General features: G+C 60.7%; 16 protein-coding genes and 2 pseudogenes. 10 read left to right on the forward strand and 8 right to left on the reverse strand.

Annotated features, from left to right (window positions below):
• The first annotated feature begins 94 nt into the window (after positions 1 to 94).
• The 3 genes from ACIY1O_RS13040 (at position 95) to ACIY1O_RS13050 (ending at position 1,595) form a co-directional block, all read left to right on the forward strand.
• Positions 95 to 475, forward strand: a complete 381-nt coding sequence (locus ACIY1O_RS13040; RefSeq protein ID WP_397475528.1) for a DUF4870 family protein — start codon at positions 95 to 97, stop codon at positions 473 to 475.
• 85 nt (positions 476 to 560) lie between these two features.
• Positions 561 to 1,091, forward strand: a complete 531-nt coding sequence (locus ACIY1O_RS13045) for a hypothetical protein (protein ID WP_397475529.1) — start codon at positions 561 to 563, stop codon at positions 1,089 to 1,091.
• Positions 1,092 to 1,157: 66 nt separating this feature from the next.
• Positions 1,158 to 1,595 (forward strand): nucleoside deaminase, encoded by a 438-nt coding sequence (locus ACIY1O_RS13050; protein ID WP_397475530.1) that lies wholly within the window; start codon positions 1,158 to 1,160, stop codon positions 1,593 to 1,595.
• Positions 1,596 to 1,755: 160 nt separating this feature from the next.
• Here the strand turns inward: ACIY1O_RS13050 and ACIY1O_RS13055 are convergent.
• Positions 1,756 to 2,547 (reverse strand): annotated as a pseudogene (locus tag ACIY1O_RS13055) (NYN domain-containing protein); the annotation flags it as partial.
• Positions 2,548 to 2,691: 144 nt separating this feature from the next.
• Here ACIY1O_RS13055 and ACIY1O_RS13060 point away from each other — a divergent pair.
• A complete protein-coding gene (locus ACIY1O_RS13060; protein WP_397475531.1) occupies positions 2,692 to 4,626 on the forward strand; it encodes an FTR1 family protein in 1,935 nt (644 codons plus the stop codon).
• Here the strand turns inward: ACIY1O_RS13060 and codB are convergent.
• Positions 4,596 to 5,828 carry a cytosine permease gene (gene codB, locus ACIY1O_RS13065; RefSeq protein WP_397475532.1) on the reverse strand — a complete coding sequence of 411 codons (1,233 nt, stop codon included), beginning with the start codon at positions 5,826 to 5,828 and terminating at the stop codon, positions 4,596 to 4,598. The genes ACIY1O_RS13060 and codB overlap by 31 nt on opposite strands.
• A 90-nt stretch (positions 5,829 to 5,918) precedes the next feature.
• Between codB and ACIY1O_RS13070 the strand changes: the two are divergent.
• The 6 genes and pseudogenes from ACIY1O_RS13070 to ACIY1O_RS13095 form a co-directional block, all read left to right on the forward strand.
• Positions 5,919 to 7,004: pseudogene (locus ACIY1O_RS13070) on the forward strand (AI-2E family transporter); the annotation flags it as partial.
• Between the two features lie 385 nt (positions 7,005 to 7,389).
• Complete coding sequence (locus tag ACIY1O_RS13075; protein WP_397475533.1) at positions 7,390 to 9,699, forward strand: TonB-dependent receptor; 2,310 nt, start codon at positions 7,390 to 7,392, stop codon at positions 9,697 to 9,699.
• Positions 9,700 to 9,896: 197 nt separating this feature from the next.
• Positions 9,897 to 10,577 (forward strand): Fe2+-dependent dioxygenase, encoded by a 681-nt coding sequence (locus ACIY1O_RS13080; protein WP_397475534.1) that lies wholly within the window; start codon positions 9,897 to 9,899, stop codon positions 10,575 to 10,577.
• Complete coding sequence (locus tag ACIY1O_RS13085; protein WP_397475535.1) at positions 10,574 to 11,689, forward strand: alpha-hydroxy acid oxidase; 1,116 nt, start codon at positions 10,574 to 10,576, stop codon at positions 11,687 to 11,689. Before ACIY1O_RS13080 ends, ACIY1O_RS13085 begins: the two co-directional genes overlap by 4 nt.
• Positions 11,690 to 12,019: 330 nt before the next feature.
• The gene (locus ACIY1O_RS13090; RefSeq protein WP_397475536.1) at positions 12,020 to 13,180 is read left to right on the forward strand and encodes an ABC transporter substrate-binding protein; all 1,161 of its coding nucleotides are present in this window, start codon (positions 12,020 to 12,022) and stop codon (positions 13,178 to 13,180) included.
• A 35-nt stretch (positions 13,181 to 13,215) separates the two neighbouring features.
• Complete coding sequence (locus ACIY1O_RS13095) at positions 13,216 to 14,589, forward strand: amidase (protein ID WP_397475537.1); 1,374 nt, start codon at positions 13,216 to 13,218, stop codon at positions 14,587 to 14,589.
• Here the strand turns inward: ACIY1O_RS13095 and ACIY1O_RS13100 are convergent.
• The 6 genes from ACIY1O_RS13100 to ACIY1O_RS13125 all read right to left on the reverse strand — a co-directional run bounded on the left by ACIY1O_RS13100 (position 14,561) and on the right by ACIY1O_RS13125 (position 20,250).
• Positions 14,561 to 15,388 carry an ABC transporter ATP-binding protein gene (locus ACIY1O_RS13100; protein WP_397475538.1) on the reverse strand — a complete coding sequence of 276 codons (828 nt, stop codon included), beginning with the start codon at positions 15,386 to 15,388 and terminating at the stop codon, positions 14,561 to 14,563. The two genes, ACIY1O_RS13095 and ACIY1O_RS13100, sit on opposite strands and share 29 nt — an antisense overlap.
• Positions 15,381 to 16,286, reverse strand: coding sequence for an ABC transporter ATP-binding protein (locus tag ACIY1O_RS13105; RefSeq protein WP_397475539.1), 906 nt, complete (start codon positions 16,284 to 16,286; stop codon positions 15,381 to 15,383). Before ACIY1O_RS13105 ends, ACIY1O_RS13100 begins: the two co-directional genes overlap by 8 nt.
• Positions 16,287 to 16,299: 13 nt before the next feature.
• Positions 16,300 to 17,175 (reverse strand): ABC transporter permease, encoded by an 876-nt coding sequence (locus ACIY1O_RS13110; protein ID WP_397475540.1) that lies wholly within the window; start codon positions 17,173 to 17,175, stop codon positions 16,300 to 16,302.
• A complete protein-coding gene (locus ACIY1O_RS13115; protein ID WP_397475541.1) occupies positions 17,168 to 18,172 on the reverse strand; it encodes an ABC transporter permease in 1,005 nt (334 codons plus the stop codon). Before ACIY1O_RS13115 ends, ACIY1O_RS13110 begins: the two co-directional genes overlap by 8 nt.
• A gap of 105 nt (positions 18,173 to 18,277) precedes the next feature.
• Entirely contained in the window at positions 18,278 to 19,807 is a 1,530-nt protein-coding gene (locus ACIY1O_RS13120; RefSeq protein WP_397475542.1) for an ABC transporter substrate-binding protein, read from the reverse strand.
• A gap of 152 nt (positions 19,808 to 19,959) precedes the next feature.
• Positions 19,960 to 20,250 (reverse strand): serine hydrolase, encoded by a 291-nt coding sequence (locus tag ACIY1O_RS13125; protein WP_397475543.1) that lies wholly within the window; start codon positions 20,248 to 20,250, stop codon positions 19,960 to 19,962.
• Position 20,251: the final 1 nt, after the last annotated feature.

The raw sequence follows: 20,251 nt of genomic DNA on the forward strand, positions 1-20,251 counted from the left end.
AGTCGGCCGCCCCTTGCTAGCATTACGCCTTGCAGCTTGGGGCTGCAAGCCGAACAACGCAGGCGCCACATTATGGGCGCAACGGGAACACACCATGAACGACAACGTTACGCAGAACGTGCCAGTAGTCGATGCCGACCACGACGGGCGCCGGCCGGGCTCTCTCAAAACAGTGGCCACCGTTGTCTACGCCTTGCAGGCGATCGGCTATTTCGTCGGCATTACCGCCCTGATCGGCGTCATCATCGCCCACATAAAGATCAGCGAAGCACGCGGCACATGGGTCGAGTCGCATTTTCGCTGGCAGATTCGCACCTTCTGGTACTCAGTGTTGTGGGCGATTATCGGCGCCCTCTTGCTGGCCGTCATGGTCGGCTATTTGGTGCTGTTTGCCCTGGTGGTCTGGAGCATATACCGCATCGCCAAGGGCTGGCTGCGCCTCATCGACGGCAAGGCCATGTACACCGCAGTCTAGGCACACCGGCCGCCTGGCAGCGGCTTGCGGGCACGATGCTTGCTGTATTTGAAGCTCTCTTTCTTGTTGTCCACAAGAGGTGCTCATGTCCTGGCAGGCTTTATTCGGTGAACGAGCCACAACTAAAATAGCCGCGATCTACGACACTCGCGAATCGGCTGCGGGTTCGGCCGAGTCCCTGAGCCGACTGGCGGGCCTGCAGCCCAATCAATGGATGTTGATCGCACCGCATGAAAAAGGCTTTGCGCGCAAGCTCGAGCCCGAAACAAAAGGTATTGCACGCACGGGTATTCGTGCGCATTTGATCCTGGGTGCGATCGGCTTGCTGGCGGGCGCGGCGTTCTGGGCTTTGCTGTATTGGATGCCCATCACTTATATTGCGGCCTCGCCGGTCGCCAGCGCCGCGGTGATCATCAGTTTTGCTACGATACTGGGCATGATGATGGGTGGCCTCGTCACCGCGCGCCCCGACCACCAAATCGTCATTCTCAAGGTCCGCAAAGCGGCCGAGCAGGGTAAATGGTCGCTGGTGCTGCATCCTCGCACTCCAGAGCAATGCCAATTGCTGATGAAGGAGCTGGCCGAGGCGGACGCCGAGGTCGTCAGAACGGTCTGACAACACCGCCGCCCTGTGCCGGTGTGATGCGCAATACTAAAAAAGGGCGCTGCATCGGAGCTTGCCATGGACGCTTATCTTCAAGCCGCTCTCGACGAGGCCCGCCAGGGCCTGGCCGAGGGCGGCATTCCCATAGGTTCGGTCATTGTTCATCAGGGGCGCATCATCGGCCGCGGGCACAATCGCCGCGTGCAGCAGGGCAGTGCCATTCTTCATGGCGAGATGGATGCCTTCGAAAACGCCGGCCGTCAGCCGGCCCGCGTTTATCGTGAATCGGTTCTGTACACCACTTTGTCGCCGTGCCCCATGTGTACTGGAGCTATCTTGTTGTATGGCATTCCAAAAGTCGTGGTGGGCGAGAATCAGACCTTCATGGGCGATGAGGCACTGCTACGCGAGCGCGGGGTTCAGGTCGAGGTGCTGCAAGATGAACAGTGCATTGCCATGATGCGCGACTTCATCCGCAATAAACCAGAGCTCTGGAACGAAGACATCGGGGTCTAAGTGTTCAATCGGTCTGTGCGGCAGGGCGGTCGGCTTTCTTGGCCGCGCTCTTGCGCGCCGTCTTCCGGGGCGCGGACGGCGCAGTGTTTGCCTTGTTGGCAGCCTTGGTGTTTTTACGGGCCTTGCTTGCCGGCTTGACGGGCGCCGCGGGCTTGGATACATAAGCCCCTGACTTTTCGTCCCGGCCGACTTCCAGCAGGCCCTGCGCGCCGGCTTCATCCAGAACGCTGCCAAACGCCTTGAAGCCATAGTACGACTCGTTGAAGTCGGGTTTGCGCCGCTTGATGGCTTGTTTGAGTGTCGAGGCCCATATCTTGTCGCTGTCGCCGCGCTCGGAAAGCAGGGCTTCGAACGTGTCGACCACAATGGCTACCGCCTCGGCGCGTCGGGCTTGTTGCTTGTCTTCCGGAGTTTCGGCGCTTTTGGCCGGAACTGTCTCGGTTGTTGAGGTGGGTGTTTTGCGGGTCGAACGGGTCTGGCGGACCAGGTCGTCGTAGAAAATGAACTCGTCGCAATTGGCAATGAGCAGGTCGGAGGTTGAGCGCTTGACGCCCACGCCAATGACCTGCTTGGCATTCTCGCGCAACTTGGACACCAGCGGCGAAAAATCAGAATCGCCGCTGATGATGACGAAGGTGTCGACGTGGGCCTTCGTGTAGCAAAGGTCGAGCGCGTCGACCACGAGGCGGATGTCGGCGGAGTTCTTGCCCGACTGGCGAACGTGGGGAATTTCAATAAGCTCGAAACTGGCTTCGTGCATGGATGCCTTGAAGCTTTTGTAGCGGTCCCAATCACAATACGCTTTTTTGACCACGATATTGCCCTTGAGCAGCAGGCGTTCGAGCACAAGTTGAATGTCGAATTTTTCGTATTGCGCATCGCGTACGCCAAGCGCCACGTTTTCAAAATCGCAAAAGAGCGCCAGGCTTGCGCTTTCGTTGGTGTGGGCCATAAAGGTGCTCCGCGTGGCTGGTGTTGAGCCGTGAAATGAAGCCATGATACCGCTTTTGCTATTCAACGGCATTCAGCGGCACGTTAGTAACAAGGCGTATAGTTTTACGGAATGAGTCTCGTTACAAGGTTTCCACGGAGCATCATGAATTTTGCCGTATGGGTCAGTAAGGCGGCGCGCTGCATGGCGTGCGTGGCTTTAGGTATGGCGGGCGCCTTGGCGCACGCTTCATCAGACAACGCCGATGCGCGCATGCTGTGGCAGTTGCTGGATTATGTCGCCGTTGATTACGGCGAAGCGGTCCAGGAAGAGAAGATAGTGAACGAGGGCGAGTATGCCGAAATGCTGGAGTTCACCGACAGTGCGGCCTCCCGTTTGCGCGCGATGCCGCAGCACGAATCGAAAGACCATATCGCGGCGTTGATCGCCGATCTCAACGCAGCCGTGCGAAGCAAGGCCGACCCGGAACTGGTGGGCCAACTGGCTCACCGGGCAGGTGCGGCGGTGCTCGAGGCTTACCCCTTTCCCCTTGCGCCCACGCATGCTCCAGATTTGCAGCTTGGCAGTCGTGTGTACGCCGCACAGTGTGCTTCTTGCCACGGCATGAACGGCGCCGGGGACGGCGTGGCGGCGGAGGGCCTCGATCCGGCTCCGATTGCCTTTACCGATGGCGGGCGCGCAGCGTCGCGAAGCGTGCTGGCCCTTTACCAAGTGATTTCGCAGGGGGTGGAAGGCACATCCATGCCCTCGTATGCCAATTTGTCGGACGACGAGCGCTGGGCCTTGGCGTTCTTTGTGGGCGGCCTCGCCTATGATGCCGCCGCGCGCGAAAGCGGCCGCAAGCTTTGGTCCAACGACAAGCAGGCACGCTCGCTGTACGACGGGCTGCCGGCCGTGGCCACAACGAGCCAGTCAGAGGCCGCAGGTGCCTTGGGCCCGGATGCGGCGCGCAACCTGACAGCATATCTTCGCTCTGATCCCTCTGTTGTCCTGGACGGCGAGACTTCGGGCTTGGCGCTGGCTCGCCAACGCCTGAACGAAAGCCTGGGCGCCCTACGTGCCGGGGAAAAGAAAACGGCTTCAAGTCTGGCCTTGTCCGCCTATCTCGACGGTTTCGAGTCCATCGAGCCGATGCTCGGCGCGCGAAACCCAGGCCTGCTGGCCGAGGTTGAAGAGGCAATGATGAGGTATCGCGCCGCGGTCGACGCCACGGACATCGCCGCGGCGCAAACGGCGGCAAGCCGGGTCGACGAATTGTTGACACGGGTAGATTCCGAATTGGGCGAATCACAGGCCGCAGCGCTGACGACCTACCTGGGGGCATTGACCATCCTGCTGCGAGAGGGTTTGGAGGCCTTGCTGATTGTCATCGGCATCGTTGCGTTTCTAAAGAAGGCCGATCGGCGCGACGCTTTGAAGACGGTGCACGCAGGATGGATACTGGCGCTGGTGGCCGGAGGCCTGACCTGGCTCGCGGCCACTCATCTTGTGACGATCAGCGGCGCGAGCCGCGAACTTACCGAGGGTTTGGGCTCATTGCTGGCCGCGTTGGTGCTTTTGTGCGTGGGTTTATGGATGCATCAGAAAAGCGCGGCGGGTCGCTGGCAGGCCTATTTGCATCAGAAGGTGTCGGATGCCGCGCGACGACGTTCCGCGTGGGGCTTGTTTGCGCTGGCTTTCGTGGCCGTTTACCGCGAAGTGTTCGAGACGGTATTGTTCTATTCAGCCCTGGCCACCGACGGCAACGACACCGCGTTGCTGGCCGGCCTGCTCAGCGCCCTTGTGTTGTTGGCGCTTATTGCCTGGCTTCTGTTGCGCACCAGCGCCCGTATGCCCATTGGCCGCTTCTTTGCCCTTACTTCTATTTTGGTGGGCCTGCTGGCGGTGGTGCTTGCAGGCAAGGGCGTGGCCGCTTTGCAAGAGGCCGGCTGGGTCGCCGTGCTGCCGGTGGTTGGGCCCCGCATTGATATCCTGGGGGTGTATCCCACCGCGCAGACCTTGGCCGTGCAGGCTGCCGTGCTGCTTGTCATGGTGCTGGGAATCGGCCTTCAGCGACGAAGGCGCAATAGCAGTGCGTAGGCCCCCATGGCGCCCAGGATGGCATTGACCGGAACAATGCCCGGCAGCCAGTGGGCGCATCCCGCACCAACCGCCACGGCGGCGAAGGCCCGGCCGTTGAGCGAAACCGGCGTGGCGGCAGGGTAGGCGGCGTAGCTTTTGCGGCGCAAAAAATAGTCGGCGACGATGACCCCGCCTATGGGCGGTATGGCGGCCGACAAGAACGTGAGCCACCCCACAAAATGGTTATACAGCCACAAAGCCATGACAGTGCCCGCCAGGCCATTGAATATGGCCAGGGCGCGGCTGGAGAACCCCGTAACATTGGCCAGGGCAAGGCCCGAGGCATACAGGGCGTTGTCATTGGTTGTCCAGATGTTCAGGCCCAGCACGATGACGGCGGGCCAGATCAGGCCTTGCAGCAGCATCACGTCGCTGATGTCGGCCATGCCCGTGGCGGCGGCGCCCGCCGCGCCAAACACGAACATCAGCGAATTCCCCGCAAAGAAGGCCACCATGCAAACCACCATCGCCTGCCTGGCGCTGCGTCCAAACCGAATGAAGTCAGCGGTTAGTGTGCCCGCGCTGATGAATGACCCTACGACCAGCGCGATGGCGGTTTCCAGCGCCAGAGGCTCAACGGCAACGCTTTGGCGCAGGGTTTCCAGGCCGCCCGCCTGATCTACGGCGAGCCAGACGGAATAACTGCCCAGCACAGCAATGGCCGGCACTGCAACCACCGACAGCGCGGTCAGGCCAGCGATGCCGAAATAAACGGTGGCCGTCATTAAAGAGCCCGAGACCGCGATCAATACAGAGGTATCCCAGCCTGTGGCCTTGGCCGCTGGAATGGCGAACATCGCGACTCCGACGCCAAACCAGCCAATTTGCGTTCCGCCCAGCAGCAGCGAAGGCAGCCACGAACCTTTTACGCCGAAAGAGTAGTGTGCGAGCAAGTGGGTGGACAGGCCGGTGCGGGCGCCGATATAGCCGAGCGCCGCCGTGTAGAAGCCCAGGATAAGATTACCGGCGACCACCGCCAGAAAGAATTCGTTGAATGTCAGCCCCGCGCCCAGTGTGCCGCCGGCCCACATGCTGGCAGAGAAAAAGGTAAGGCCCAACATGACGGCACTGAGCGCCAAAGTGGACTTGCGGGCCGACATTGGAACGGGTCGGCGGCTGTAGTTGGCGTCATCCATGAGAGGGTTATTGTTGTTGCGCATGGGCACGAGTCGGCAATCGTCGTAGTGTATCGCTGTATGCGTACGCAAGAATTGGTTTAACCTTACAAAAATCTAAACGCCTTGGTCCTTATGCAACCGATACTGCCTGCCTACCTCATTACCCGCTGGCTTCTTGTGCTCGTCATTCTTGCCGGGCTTTATTTTCTTCGCGGCTTCCTGGTTCCCGTCCTTGCCGCGCTGATCATCTGCCTGGCAAGCTGGCCGCTATACCAGCGTCTGCTGCGCCGTTGCGGAGGGCGCGACATCCTGGCAGCCAGTTTGGCTCTGGGCATAGTGATACTGGTATTGATCATTCCTTTATCGATGGCCCTGAGCTTTGCAGTGCAAGAGGCCAGCAGCTTCATCAGATGGGCCCTGGCGGCCAACCGGGACGGCGTTCCGGTGCCGCTATGGCTCATCGAGCTGCCTTTGGCGGGAGACTGGCTTGCCCGCCATTGGGTGCTTTACCTGGGCGAACCGCATGCCTTGGGCGAACTGGTCGAGATGGTCAGTGGCGAGCACCTGGGCAACATCTACCGCATGTTGCTTTCAGCCACCGGCGATGTGTTCCGCCTGTTGCTGACCGTCATCTTTATGCTTATCGTGCTGTTCTTCGTGTATAAGGACGGCGCTCGCATTCGCACCCAGCTCGACGTAGTGGGCGAACGCGTTCTTCCCGACCGTTGGCAACGATTTTCGCGCATGGTGCCCGCCACCATCAACTCCACCGTGACCGGCATGGGGCTGATTGCGCTGGGCGAGGGCCTGGTGTTGGGCCTGGCCTACTGGGTCGCCGGCGTTCCTTCCCCTGTTCTTCTGGGCGTGGTCACCGGTTTCATGGCACTGATACCGGGCGGCGCTCCATTGTCCTTCACATTGGTGTCCCTGTATTTGGTCGGCTCCGGGCAGGCCGTGGCAGGGGTCGGCCTCTTTATCTGGGGCACGGTCGAGCTTTTTATCGTCGACAAGACCCTGCGGCCGCGCCTGGTTGGCGGACCGGTAAAGCTGCCGTTTCTGCCGACCTTCTTCGGTTTGGTTGGAGGGGTGCAGACCATGGGCTTTGTGGGCTTGTTCATCGGCCCGGTGCTGATGGCGCTGCTGGTCGCCATCTGGCGAGAATGGACACTCGAAGAAAGTGAGGACGTGCCGGGGCTGGCCGACGCGGCCAAGGAACCGTTGATGACTCCGATGGAAGCAGGGCAGGGCGATGAAGTGCAAGATGATGCGGCCGGCGTTTCTACGGCTCGGTGCACGGCCAGCACGCGCGAAGCCGCAGAGCGGTATTGAAGAAAGTGCCGGTGGCGCGTCGGCGTTCCACCTGAGCCCTCTCGATACTTGAGATCTTTCTTGTCGGCCGGAATTCCGGGCGGCGCGAGGGGGTTGCCTGCCCCCGGCTGTTCAAACGTGGCGATTTTCTGACAGTTTTCTGACCGATTCCTGATCCGGTATTGACAATGTTATTAAGAATAATTATTGTTCAGCTTCGCGGATGGAGTGTTACTAAATACAAGGATGGGTCCTCCGCAGCAACTGGAAATTCATAAATAAACGGAGTAGCCCAATGGCTAGAAAGACTCAGCATCGTCAACCTCGATTCAATTTAGTGCACTTGGCCGTGTGCGGCGCACTTGCCGCGCCGGCCGTGGCAGGCGCGCAAGATAGCGGCGTATCGCAGCTTGCGCCGGTTCAAGTCCAGGGCGAGGCCCCGGTTTTCAAGCCCGAGGCCCCGCAATCGGTGAAATTCCAGGCCCCGCTGGTGGATACTCCGCAAACCATCAATATCGTGCCTTCTGAGGTGCTGCAGCAGCAAAACGCCCAAACTTTGCAGGAAGTGCTTAGCAACGTGCCGGGCGTAACCTTCTCGTCAGGTGAAGGCGGCGCCGGGTGGGGCGACATGATGACCATCCGCGGCTTTTCGGCCGAGCAAAGTGTCACAGTCGATGGTGTGCGAGAAAGCGCGCTTAGCACCCGCACCGATATCTTCAATATGGAGCAGGCCGAGGTCTTCAAGGGCACAGGTTCCATAGAGTCGGGTGTTGGCGCTGTCGGGGGCTCTGTCAATCTCGTGACCAAAACGCCCAAGCTGGACAATTTCTATGATTTCCACGTGGGTGTCGGCACTGACAACTATCGTCGCACCACGGCCGATGTGAACCACCAGATTGGCGACAACATGGCGTTCCGGTTGAACGCCATGTGGCACGAGAACGACATTGCCAAGCGCGGCAAAAGCGACTACGAGCGCTGGGGCATTGCACCTTCGTTTACGTGGGGGCTGGGCACGGATACCCGCATCACGGCGATGTATATGCACCAGAAAGACAACAATACGCCGGATTGGGGCGTGCCTTTGAATCGCAGCGGCCATCGCATGGACGGCGTCTCGCGTGAATACTGGGGCCAGTTCGGCAACGTCGATACCGAAGAAACCGAACACAACAGCGCCACCTTGCGGGTCGAGCACGATTTCAATGACAAAACCTCTATCCGCAACCAGACGCGCTGGTCTGAGACGAAGCGGTTTACGTTGTTGAATACGGGTGGCCGACTGCTTAATGCGACGGGCGCTACTTCGGCGGGAGAGTTTATTCCTGCACCGAGTAGTTCTGATTATTGGGGCTACGACGGTGCCGGCAACGAGGTTTACCCGACTGGCTATCTGGCGGTAAATCGCCTGCGTGGAAACGCGAACTCATACAAGGGAAAGGTTCTTGCCAACCAGACGGACTTGAATCTGGACTTCAACACCGGCAGCGTACGGCACCAGATGGTTACCGGCGTGGAGTTCTATGAAGAAAGCTACCGGAAAGATCCCCGCAGCTATAGCGTGCCCAGCTTCATTGCCAACGGAGAAGCACTGGTCATTGATGTGCGCGATCCGATCACGCATTACAACGGCCCATGGGAATCCCGCGAATATACCAATGAAAGCGGCGCTAAAGTTACAAACTGGGGTTTGTATGCGTACGATCAGATCACGTTGAACGAAAGCTGGGAAATCGCCGCTGGCCTGCGTTACGACAAGTTCAGGGTGAAATGGTATGACCAGTTTGGCAACCGCGAATCGTTCGAGCAAAGCGAAGGCGTCTGGAGCGGCCGCTTGGGCGTTGTTTATAAGCCGACACGCAGCAGCAGCGTTTATCTCTCTTACAGCCAAGCCTCCCAACCCTCGGCAGCCGACGCGGCGTCCCGCAGTGGCGGCGGCGGTAATGCCAACGCGGGTAATTACTCGCCGGGTAAGGCGAAGACTTGGGAGCTCGGCACCAAGTGGGATGTGCTGGACAACAAGCTGGCTCTGACTGCGGCCATTTTCCAAGTCGAGCGCAGCAACCCCTCCGATACCGATGAGCTGGGTAATACTATCCAGACCAGCGGCAAAGAACGCGTTCGAGGCATCGAATTGGGGGCTGCAGGCAGCATCACCCCTAAATTGTCGGTATACGGCGGCTGGACCTTGCTGCGCAGCAAGGTGCTGGTTGACGAGGCCGACCCGCTTCAAGAAGGCGGCAAGATGAAGAACGTGCCCGACATGACCTTCAATCTGTGGACCAATTACCAGTTTGATGAGCAGTGGGATGCGGGCCTTGGCGCGCAGTATGTTGGAAAGCGCCAGTTCCGTGCGGGCAATTACACCACCGCAGGAGCGCCCGGCGGCCGCCATGCGAACGACATCAATATGCCCAGCTACTGGTTGATGAACGCCGCCGTGGGTTATAAGTTCAACAAGAACTTCGCCTTGCGCCTGAACGTAAACAATATCTTCGACAAGTTTTACCTGCAGCGCTCGACCAGCAGCTCGGACGGCTTCCAGTTGTATGCTGTTCCCGGCGCGGGCCGTACCGTCATGCTCAGTGCCGATGCCCGGTTCTGATGTCTTGATAAGTTAACGCTCGCATAGGGCGTGTGCATCGTGGCCTTCGGGCTGCGATGCGCAGCGAAAAACCGCTATATTGATTAGCGGTTTTTTGTCGTGGCCGCCGTCCTGTGCGCCAGCGATGCTTGCACGGTCGTTTAGCCTGGCCGCCGCGCGCGAAGAGGGCGGACAACTTTTAATACAAGGACAGTCGCATGATGCTGAAGATCCCCGACGTATTGACGCCGGAGCAACTGGGTCAGTGCCGGCAGGCACTGGAGCAGGCCGAGTGGGCCGACGGCCGCGAGACCGCCGGTTATGTGGCGGCGGGGGCCAAAAGCAACCAGCAACTGCCGCTTGATCATCCGGCGGGGCGGCAGATCGGCGAGCTCATACTCAATCGCCTAAGCAGCAATCCAGCCTTCATTTCCGGTGTGTTGCCGCAGCGAGTGCTGCCGCCGCGCTTCAACCGCTACGAAGGCGGCGGGGCATACGGCGACCACATCGACAACGCCATCTTCGGTGTGCCGGGCTCGCCGCATCGCGTGCGCAGCGACATTTCGGCCACCTTGTTCTTCAGCGAGCCGCATGAGTACGATGGCGGCGAGCTTATCGTGCAGGACAGTTACGGTTCGCACAGCGTCAAGCTGCCGGCCGGCCATATGGTGGTGTACCCGGGGTCAAGCTTGCACCGGGTCACGCCGGTTACGCGGGGCGTGCGGCTTGCCGCCTTCTTCTGGATACAGAGCCTGGTGCGCGAAGACCACCGCCGCGCCATGCTGCTGGAACTGGACAACGCCATACAGAATGTGGCGCAAACCCAGCCTGGCCATGAAGCCTTGCCGCGCCTGACAGGCGTTTATCACAATCTTATCCGCGAGTGGTCTGATACATGAGCGCAAGCACGCCGCTGCCGCCCCTGGAGCGGATCCCCCCACAGATTGCGGCTGTTGCCGACTACGAGGCTTTCGCTCGGCAGCGCATGACCGATTCCGCATGGGCCTATCTGAACGGAGCATCGGCCGACGAACTGACATGCGCTGATAACCGTGCGGCATTCGATAGAATCCGCGTGCGCCAACGTGTGCTGGCCGACATGCGCGGCGCGCATACGCGGGTCGAGCTGATGGGCCATGTCTGGGATTACCCCATCATGCTGGCCCCGGTGGCTTTCCAGAAGCTGGCGCACGAGCAGGGCGAATCGGCTACGGTCTTGGCAGCCTCGGCCATCGGGGCGGGCATGGTGGTCAGCACCCAGGCCAGCGTCAAGCTGGAAGATTTAGCCGCTGCGGCAAGCCGGCCCTTGTGGTTTCAACTGTACATCCAGCCCGATCGCGAGTTCACCAAGGCGTTGGTGCGCCGTGTCGAGGCGGCCGGCTATCAAGCTTTGGTGCTTACCGCCGATGCGCCGGTCAACGGGGTGCGCAACCGCGAGCAGAGGGCGGGCTTTTCGTTGCCGGACGGGGTCGAGGCTGTCAACCTGCGCGGCATGAGGCAGCCGCCGGGGCATACGGCTCAAGCCGGCGCGAGTCCTTTATTCGGCCATGGCCTGCTTGAGAATGCGGCGCGCTGGAGCGAGCTGCGTGAACTGGTTGAGACCACTCGCCTGCCAGTGTGGATCAAGGGAATTACGCATCCGGACGACGCCAGGTTGGCGATTGATCACGGAGCGGCGGGCATCATCGTTTCCAATCATGGTGGGCGTACGCTGGACGGCCTGCCGGCCACCATCGATGTTTTGCCTTCCATTGTTGAAGCAGCAGGCAACAGCACGCCGGTGCTTCTGGACGGCGGTGTGCGGCGCGGCGCCGACGTCTTCAAGGCTCTGGCGCTGGGCGCCCGTGCAGTGCTTATCGGCCGGCCCTATGTTTATGGCTTGGCGGCGGCGGGGGCGCCCGGCGTGGTCCACGTATTGCACATGTTGCGCACCGAACTGGAGATCACCATGGCCCTGGCCGGCACACCCACCCTGGCCGACATCGACCGCTCTGCGCTATGGCAACCCTGACGTCGTCCTGCCCCGTGAGCCGGTCGGGAAACCAAAGGCGCGTCGACACTTCCTTACAGCCAGTTGAATGCAATTTCGGGCAAATTGCATGCAATTGGGTTTGGCAGCCTTGGCCGAGATGGTGCTCGTCAAGTCTACAGCCTATACCTAATTATTTAATAAACACATACAATTTACTTATTTAGACCCATTTAACTATAGTTCAGGGGTTTTCTCCCTTGCATCACCAAGGTCCAAGGCATAAATTGCCGTTGCTTGGGAACAAACTCGTATTGCCAGTTTTGTTCTTGGTTGCATACATTCATCCGACCTCAACAAGGAAGAATACTTATGTCATGGTTCAAACGTTGCCAGCTCGCTTTGCTGGCCGGCGCCTTGGCGGCCGCGCCCGCAGTGTCGGCGCAAGACGTCGTCAAGGTCGGCCTGATCACTACACTGACCGGTCCTTTTGCCGAGTTCGGCCAGCAGATGCAAACCGGCATCAGGGCCTATCAGGCCATGCATGGCGACACGGTGGCCGGCAAGCGGGTTGAAGTCATTTTCAAGGACACCGGCGGCGCCAATCCCGAGGTGGCCAAGCGCCATGCCCAAGAACTGTTCGTGCGTGAAAAGGTAAGTTTCCTGGCCGGCTTCGTCTTTACGCCCAGCGCCCTGGCGGCTGCGCCTGTCGCCACGCAGGGCAAGGTGCCGATGGTGGTCATGAACGCCGCCGGAGAAAACCTGCCCTTGCGTTCGCCCTACATGGTGCGGGTGGCGTTTGAAGTCAGCACCACGGTTCCGCCCATTGCCAAATGGGCCTATCGCGAGGGGGCCCGCACCGCCTATGTCATCGCGGCCGACTACGCGCCCGGCCTGGATGCTGAAAAAGCCTTCATCGAGGCGTTCGAGGCCGAAGGCGGCAAGATCGTGGGCACGGTCCGCACGCCCATCGTCACCGTCGATTTCTCACCCTACATCATGCGTGTCAAAGACGCCAAGCCCGACGTCGTGTTCGCCTTCGTCAACGGCGGCGACGTGGCGCCCGCCTTGCTGCGCGAATTCCGCGCACGCAATCTCGAGGCCGACGGCACCAAGCTGATCGGCACCGGCGACATCGTCGACGAGCCCATCGTCAACGTCATCGGCGAGAACGGCATGGGCGTGGTAACGGTCTACCCCTATTCCATGCACCACGATTCCGACCTCAACCGCCGGTTCGTGCAAGAGTTCATCAAGTTGCGCGACAAGAATGCGCGTCCGGCGATCATGGCGGTGGCCGCCTACGACGGCATGGCCGCCATCTACAAGGCGCTTGAAAAAACCCAGGGCGATACCGACGGCGAGAAACTTATCGAGGCGCTCAAGGGCCTCGAGTTTGAAAGCCCGCGGGGCCACATCCGCATCGATCCCGAGACACGCGACGTGGTGCAAGACCAATACATACGCCGGTTCGAAAAAGTGGATGGGGTCTATGCCAACGTCGAGTTCGAAACATTCAAGGCAGGGCAGTAATGGCGGATGCGCGGCGGGTTCCGGCAGAGGCTGACTTGCTCGCGCTCGATTGCGCGGGCTTGGCCCGGGCCTTTCGCGAAGGCGAATGTACGCCGGTGCATGTGCTGGAAGCCCTGCGGGCCGCCGTCGAGGCGGGCGAGCCCATCAATGCCTTTTGCCACCTGGATTGGCCCGCAGCCTTGCGGGCGGCCGATGAATCCGGGCAACGCCACCGCTCGGGAGCGTCGCTGGGCCCCCTGGACGGCGTGCCGATTTCCATCAAGGACCTTACCGACGTGGCCGGCTGGCCGACTCGGTTCGGCTCACTGTCCATGGCCGAGGCCAAGCCGGCCAAGGCGGATGCACCTGTGGTGGAACGGTTGCGCCGTGCCGGAGCAGTACTGTTTGGCAAGACCACCACCACAGAGTTCGGCTGGACCATACGCTCCGATAACCCGCTTACAGGTCTTACACGCAACCCGCTCGATCCCTCGCGGTCGGCGGGGGGCTCCAGCAGCGGGGCGGCGGCTCAGGTGGCGGCCGGCTGGGGGCCGCTTGCTTTGGGCAGCGATGCGGGTGGTTCTGTACGGGTGCCCGCATCATTCTGCGGACTGGTCGGCTTCAAGCCCAGCTTCGGTGCCATACCCATGCCGCCCTCCAGCGCATTTACCGAGCTGGCGCACCTGGGCGTATTGACACGGTCGGTGGCAGACTGTCGCGCAGCCATGCGGGTGCTTGACGGCCCCGACCCGCGCGACCCGGCCTCCACTTTTCCTCGGCTCGCTGCTGACGCCCCGGCTCGGCGGCCGCGCCTGGGCTGGACGCTTTTTCTGGGTTCCGAGCTGCCGCCGGAAGACCATGTGGTCGCGGCCTTCCATTCCAGCCTCGAGCAGCTTCGCGCGGCCGGGTATTCTCTTCAAGAGGTCGACCCTCGCTCCCGCGATTGCGCCGATGCAATGTGGGACACCTGGCGCTACCGGTCACTGGAGGCGTTTCATGGCTGGCCTGAGGCGCAACGCAACAAGCTGAGCCTGGCGTTGCAGCAGCTTTATCGGGAAGGCGAGGCGATGAGTACAGCCAAGCTTGCCCAAGCTCGTACTCGCTTGCGCAAGATGGCTGTCGACCTGGGCCAGGTATTCAACGATATCGATATCTTGCTCACACCCACGATGCCGCACTCGGCGCCACTTGCGCTGGACCCGGCCGTGGCGGGGCGGGCCTCGGCGGACAACTGGTTGCGGCATAGTGGATATGCCTATCCATTCAATGTCACCGGCCAACCCGCTCTGTCTCTGCCTATGGGGCTTTGTCCGCAAGGAATGCCTCTTGGCTTGCAGATAGCGGGGCGTAAGTATCACGATCATGCCGTGTTGCGTCTGGGCGCCGAGCTTGAAACCCTGCTTACACCACCGCCACCGACACTTCGTTGAACCAGGAATCGTCCACCTCGGGCAAGGGGATGGCGTCGATGAGCCGGCGTGTAATGTCGCTTTGGGGCGTGTCAAACACTTGCTCGCAAGGCCCCGCTTCGACAATTACGCCGCGATCGAGCACTATCACCGCATCGCAAAGGCTGCGGATGACCGACAGATCATGGCTGATGAAGGCGATGGTGAGGTTCATGTCGGCGGCCAGTTCTTTGAGCAAGGTCAGTACCCGCGCTTGAGACGATACGTCCAGGCCCGAGACGATTTCGTCCGCCAGAATAAATGCGGGGTTCAGCGCGATTGCGCGGGCGATGCCTACGCGCTGGCGCTGGCCTCCTGACAGTTCGTGCGGATAGCGGGCGGCGAATTCGCCGGGCAGCCCCACGCGCTCAAGCATTTCCATTGCGCGTCTGCGAGGGTTATCCAGGCCGTAGCGCTGTAACGGCGTCGCCACGATGCGTCCTACGGTATGGCGCGGGTTGAGCGACGACATGGGGTCCTGGAAGATCATTTGCAGATCGCGGCGCAAGGGCTTGAGCTGGGTCTCGTTCAGGTGGCTGATGTCGTGGCCCTGGAATATTACGCGGCCAGAGCTTGGCGTGAGCAGGCGCACCAACACACGCCCAAGCGTGGTCTTGCCCGAGCCGCTTTCCCCGACGATGCCCGTGATGGTCCCTTGGGGAATATCGAACGATATCCCTTTGAGAATATGAATTAGCGGTGCCCGCCCGAGCAGTGGCTTGCGGGCCATGTCGGGCAGGGCCAGATGCAGGTCTTCGATACGAAACAGGGTGTCAGCCATGCACGGCCTCGTCGTTTCGAGCAATCTCTTGATGCAGGGCCGCCACCAGTTCGGCCGGCACTGGGCGCAATGGCTCGTGCGGATGGGTGTAGCGGGGCGTGGCTGCGATCAGCGCCTGGGTATATGGATGCCGGGGCCGGGAAAGCAATTCATCGGTCGGCCCGCTTTCCATTACATTGCCTGAAAAAAGCACGGTGACGGTTTGACTGATCTTGGCCACCACCCCCATGTCGTGGGTCACGAACAGTACCGCCGTGCCGGTTTCTGCTTGCAGCTCGCGGATGAGCTGAAGAATTTGCTTTTGCACCGTGACGTCCAGCGCAGTAGTGGGTTCGTCTGCCACGATCAGCTTGGGGCGCGGCGCAAATGCCGCCGCGATCAGCACGCGCTGGCGCATGCCGCCGGAAAGCTCATGGGGATAAGATCGCAGCACCCGCTGCGGATCGCGAATACGCACCCGATCCAGCAGCTCGAGGGCGCGCTGGTTCGCTTCCTGGGAGCTCCAGCCCAGGCGCCGCACCAGGCGGTCAGTGATCTGACCGCCGATTCGCCGCGACGGGTTCAGCGCGGTAAGCGGGTCTTGAGGAATAAGCGAGGCCACTGCTGCCACAGTCTGCCGCCGCGCGGGCGGACGGAGGCTTTCGAGCGCGACGCCTTGCAGTAGAATCCGCCCTGCGGTCTGTTCGATTCCACGAGGCAGCACCCCCAGCACGGCCTTGCCTATCATGCTTTTTCCGGCGCCGCTTTCGCCCACCAGGGCACGCACTTCGCCCGGTTGAACGGCAAGGGAAACATCGCGCAGCAGAGATGGGCCGCTGCGCAGCGCGACACTCAAGCCATCCACCTGAAGGGTGGCGGAGCCGGCGTCGCTTCTTGTCTTGTCGCTTGCATGATTCATGGCCCGGTCATCCTTAACGCATTATGGGATCGAATTGATCTTTCAGCCCTTCGCCCAGCTGGCTGAACGCAAGCACTGTCAGAAACAGCACCAGCAGCGGCGCGGCCAGCACCCACCAACTGAAGTGGATGGATGCGCGGCCCTCGGCGATCATGCCGCCCCAGGTGGGAAAGTCTGATGAAAGGGACAGGTTCACGAAGCTGAGGATGGCCTCGACGATGACGGCCACGCCCATCTCGAGCGCCAGCAGCGCGACGATGGTGGGCAATACATTGGGCAGCACTTCGCCGGCCAGGGTGGTCAGCCGCGAGGCCCCGCCGATGCGGGCCGACTGGACATAGTCCATGCGCGACTGAACCATGGTTTCCGCGCGTATGACGCGGGCGAAACGAGTCCAGTCGATGATGGCGATGGCCAGGATTACAGAGGTAAGGCCAGGGCCCAGCACGGCAACCAGCAGGATGGAGAACAGCACAGGTGGAAACGCCATCCAGATTTCGACCAGGCGGGACACGATCCGATCGACCCAGCCGCCGAAATAGCCAGCGAGCAGGCCCAGCAGTGAACCGAAAAGGCAGGCGGCGGTGGCGGCCACAAGCGCGACGGTGAGAGCGATGCGCGCGCCAAAGATCAAGCGCGACAGAACGTCTCGCCCCAGGTTGTCGGTGCCTAAAAAGTAGCCCGGTTCGGCGCCGCTCAAACCTGCCGGTGGCAAGCGTCCCAGCATCAGGTCTTGGGCTAGCGGGTCGTGGGGAGCGATGAACGGGGCGAACAGCGCCGCCACGGCGATGATGATGAGCCAGCTTGCAGAAAGCCATAGTCGCAGATTGCGCCGGCGGCGGCGTTTGTGGGGGCTGGCTTGCGCGGAAATGAGCGTGGTGTCAGCCATGGCGCAGCCTCGGGTTCAGGAAGGTATAAGCCAGATCGACGACCAGGTTGACCAGGATGAAGATGCCGGCGAACGTCAGAACAATACCCTGGATTAACGGCAGGTCGCGGTTGATGACTGCGTCGATGGCCATATTGCCCAAGCCTTCATAGGCGAACAGGCGCTCGACGATGACGGTGCCGCCGATCAGAAAAGTAAACTGCACACCGATCAGGGTAAGCGTGGGCAGGGCTGCATTGCGCAGTGCTTCGCGCAAGATCACCTGGATTTCGGTGAAACCGCGCACTCGGGCCAGTACGGTGTAATCCTGTTCGAGCACCTCTTTGAGGCCCTGCTTGAGCAATTGAGAGATGATGGCTGCCAGGGGCAAGGCCAGCGACAGCGCCGGCATGATCATATGGGCCAGCAGATCGGCCACCAGGTCGAAGCGCAAACGCGCAATGCCTTCGAACAAATAGAACTGCGTCACGAAGGGCAGGCTGAGGTGGGGCGAGATACGTCCTGAAATATGCAGCACCGGCCACAAGACGCCGAAGAGCAGGATAAGCAGCAAGCCCCAGAGAAAGTCGGGTATCGACAAGGTGATGCCGTTGAACAGGTCGACGCCCGCCTCGGGCGACCGGCCGCGCGCCCGAGCGCCCAGGATGGCCGTGAAACCACCGAGAGCGACCGCGATAAACAAAGCCAGGATGGATAGCTCGAGCGTTGCCGGCAGGCGTTCGAGCACCAGGCCCCACACCGGCTGGCGCGTGGTGATGGACGTGCCAAAGTCGCCCTGCAGCGCGTTTGCGCCCCAGATGATGAACTGTTCGAACAGGGATTTGTCGAGGCCGTACATGGCTGTCAGGCGCGCAACGTCGGCTTCGGTGGCGCCAGGAGGCAACATCATGGCAATGGGGTTGCCCGGAGCCACCCGGATCAATACGAATACGACGATGGCGACGCCCAGCATCGTCAGCGCCATCGAGGCAAGCCTGGCAAGAATGGTTTTCAGCATTGAAACTACATCGTGATACTTCGGGGCGGCGGCCGCGCCTGCGGCCGCCGGCTATGGCCGCTTCGCCGGGCGAGCGGCGCCCGGCTGGATCGGGCAGGGCAGGCGTTAAGCGGGCCGCATCATGAACGGCGTGACGTCGCCCGTTGCAGCCGAAGGTACGATGACCTTGTTCGAGTGAATGACGGGCATGACATATTGCAGCAGCGGAATGACGTAGCCTTGCTCCATGATGTAGGCGCTGACATCCTTCCAGCCCTGGATACGCTTTTCTTCGTCGGTTTCGCCCCACAGCGGCATGATCTTTTCGTCGAGATCGTCGGTGTCCCAGGACGAGTGGGGCGAGGGACCGAACATGGCGTGTCCGGTTGACGTGGTGGGGTCGCCGATGGCATTGCCCCAGTTGTAGAACGCCGCCGGAGCAAGCTGGTCGGCAGCCCGAAGCTCAAAGTGCTTGGCGATTTCGTAGATTTCGATCTCGGCCTCGATGCCGACCCTGCGCCACATGCCCACGATGGCTTGGATCATTTCGTAGTCTTTGGGCTTGTAACCGCGTGTGGTCTGGATTTTGAACCGCACCGGGTTTTCGGGAGAGAAGCCCGATGCGGCAAGAAGCTCTTTGGCTTTGTCGGGGCTGTATTCGAACTTAAGGTTGGGGTCGAAGGCATCGTATTCGGGCGCCTCGAGAGTGGACATGGGAACGCCGTATCCACGCAGCAGACGGTCGATGATGAGCTGTTTGTCGATGGCGTGGTGCGCAGCCAGGCGCACGTTCTTGTCCAGCATGGGCCCGATGTCGTTAAGGAAAATCATTGCCACGTCGGCGACGGGAAACGCTTCGCCCGTAAGGCCGGGCCTGGTCTTGAGCCTGTCGTATTCTTCGTAAGGAATTTCGAAGGTCACATGCGAGTTGCCGGATTCGACCTCGGCCACGCGGCTGGCGGCGTCGGGCACGAATTTGATCGTGACGACATCGTACGCAGGCTTGCCTTGCCAGTAATCTTGATTGGCCACCAGGCGCACGTAGGCGCCGCGTTCGTAGTTATCGATCTTGTAGGGGCCGGTGCCGATGGGGGCCTTTTCGAAGCCTTCGGGACCCACTTTTTCGAAGTAGGCTTTGGGCAGCACGTAGCCGGTAAGAAATGCCATCCATTTGAAGACTGTGGGTTCGTATTCGAGAACGTCGCCGGTGATCTTGTTGCCGTCGATTTTATAGTTGCCGAACTTGCCCCAGACGAACTGGCCGGGGTTGCCCGATTTGGGATCGGCCGCGCGTTCCAGCGAGAAGACGACGTCTTCGGGGCCGAAATCAGAGCCGTCGTGCCACTTCACGCCCTCGCGCACTGTCATGTGGATGTGTTTTTTATCGTCGCTGAAGCCCCATTCGGTAAGCAGGCCGGGCGCAAAGCTAAGATCGGGCTGTTGCTGGATGTAGCGATCGAACACCGTGAGATAGAGTGGCTGCAACTTGGGGTTGACCCCCGAGGCTCCGGTGGTTGGGTCCCACTGGGGTACCCCGGTGTTGTAGGCGATGACCAGATTGTCGACCGATTGGGCGAAAGCCGATGGCAGGCCAAGCATGGACAGTACGCCCAGACTGATGCCGGTTTGAAGGAACTCGCGTCTTGTATGAGCCATGATGGTGTCTCTTTGGTGTTGTCGTTAATCTTGGCATGGGCGCGGGCACCCATGCGTCCGTTTCATCTTAAAAGCCAAAGCTTGAAGCTTGAAGTAGTGTTAACCCGGTAAGCATTTATTTCGCAAGTTTGTCATTTCATACCGCTTGAGAATTACAGGCGGGAGAGCGTTGATTGGCCAGTATCTTTGTACAGCTCGATTGATAGGCTTTGCGCGGTTCCGCCCGATTTGGATACCGATGCCAGTTGAAACACCGTTTCGGAGGTTATGAGCCCAGGGTCTCCGAGCCTGCGATGGCCAAAGCCCTTGGCGTAGACCGTTTTTCCCCGATGGACAACCGCCACGGCCATGCCTGGAATGCCGCTGCGTTCGAGAACATCCGCGGAAAGCGCGTCAAGTTGAGCCACCGCATCGGCCACGCGTTGCGTGGGAACGTCGGTCATG

The sequence above is a fragment of the Pusillimonas sp. genome (assembly GCF_044464525.1).
Classification (GTDB): domain Bacteria; phylum Pseudomonadota; class Gammaproteobacteria; order Burkholderiales; family Burkholderiaceae_B; genus Pusillimonas.

Bases quoted from the DNA above. Each gene is read 5' to 3' on its own strand.
- ACIY1O_RS13040 (WP_397475528.1), top strand. From the start codon at position 95: ATGAACGACAACGTTACGCAGAACGTGCCAGTAGTCGATGCCGACCAC.
- ACIY1O_RS13045 (WP_397475529.1), top strand. From the start codon at position 561: ATGTCCTGGCAGGCTTTATTCGGTGAACGAGCCACAACTAAAATAGCC.
- ACIY1O_RS13050 (WP_397475530.1), top strand. From the start codon at position 1,158: ATGGACGCTTATCTTCAAGCCGCTCTCGACGAGGCCCGCCAGGGCCTG.
- ACIY1O_RS13060 (WP_397475531.1), top strand. From the start codon at position 2,692: ATGAATTTTGCCGTATGGGTCAGTAAGGCGGCGCGCTGCATGGCGTGC.
- codB (WP_397475532.1), bottom strand. From the start codon at position 5,828: ATGCGCAACAACAATAACCCTCTCATGGATGACGCCAACTACAGCCGC.
- ACIY1O_RS13075 (WP_397475533.1), top strand. From the start codon at position 7,390: ATGGCTAGAAAGACTCAGCATCGTCAACCTCGATTCAATTTAGTGCAC.
- ACIY1O_RS13080 (WP_397475534.1), top strand. From the start codon at position 9,897: ATGATGCTGAAGATCCCCGACGTATTGACGCCGGAGCAACTGGGTCAG.
- ACIY1O_RS13085 (WP_397475535.1), top strand. From the start codon at position 10,574: ATGAGCGCAAGCACGCCGCTGCCGCCCCTGGAGCGGATCCCCCCACAG.
- ACIY1O_RS13090 (WP_397475536.1), top strand. From the start codon at position 12,020: ATGTCATGGTTCAAACGTTGCCAGCTCGCTTTGCTGGCCGGCGCCTTG.
- ACIY1O_RS13100 (WP_397475538.1), bottom strand. From the start codon at position 15,388: ATGGCTGACACCCTGTTTCGTATCGAAGACCTGCATCTGGCCCTGCCC.
- ACIY1O_RS13105 (WP_397475539.1), bottom strand. From the start codon at position 16,286: ATGAATCATGCAAGCGACAAGACAAGAAGCGACGCCGGCTCCGCCACC.
- ACIY1O_RS13110 (WP_397475540.1), bottom strand. From the start codon at position 17,175: ATGGCTGACACCACGCTCATTTCCGCGCAAGCCAGCCCCCACAAACGC.
- ACIY1O_RS13115 (WP_397475541.1), bottom strand. From the start codon at position 18,172: ATGCTGAAAACCATTCTTGCCAGGCTTGCCTCGATGGCGCTGACGATG.
- ACIY1O_RS13120 (WP_397475542.1), bottom strand. From the start codon at position 19,807: ATGGCTCATACAAGACGCGAGTTCCTTCAAACCGGCATCAGTCTGGGC.
- ACIY1O_RS13125 (WP_397475543.1), bottom strand. From the start codon at position 20,250: ATGACCGACGTTCCCACGCAACGCGTGGCCGATGCGGTGGCTCAACTT.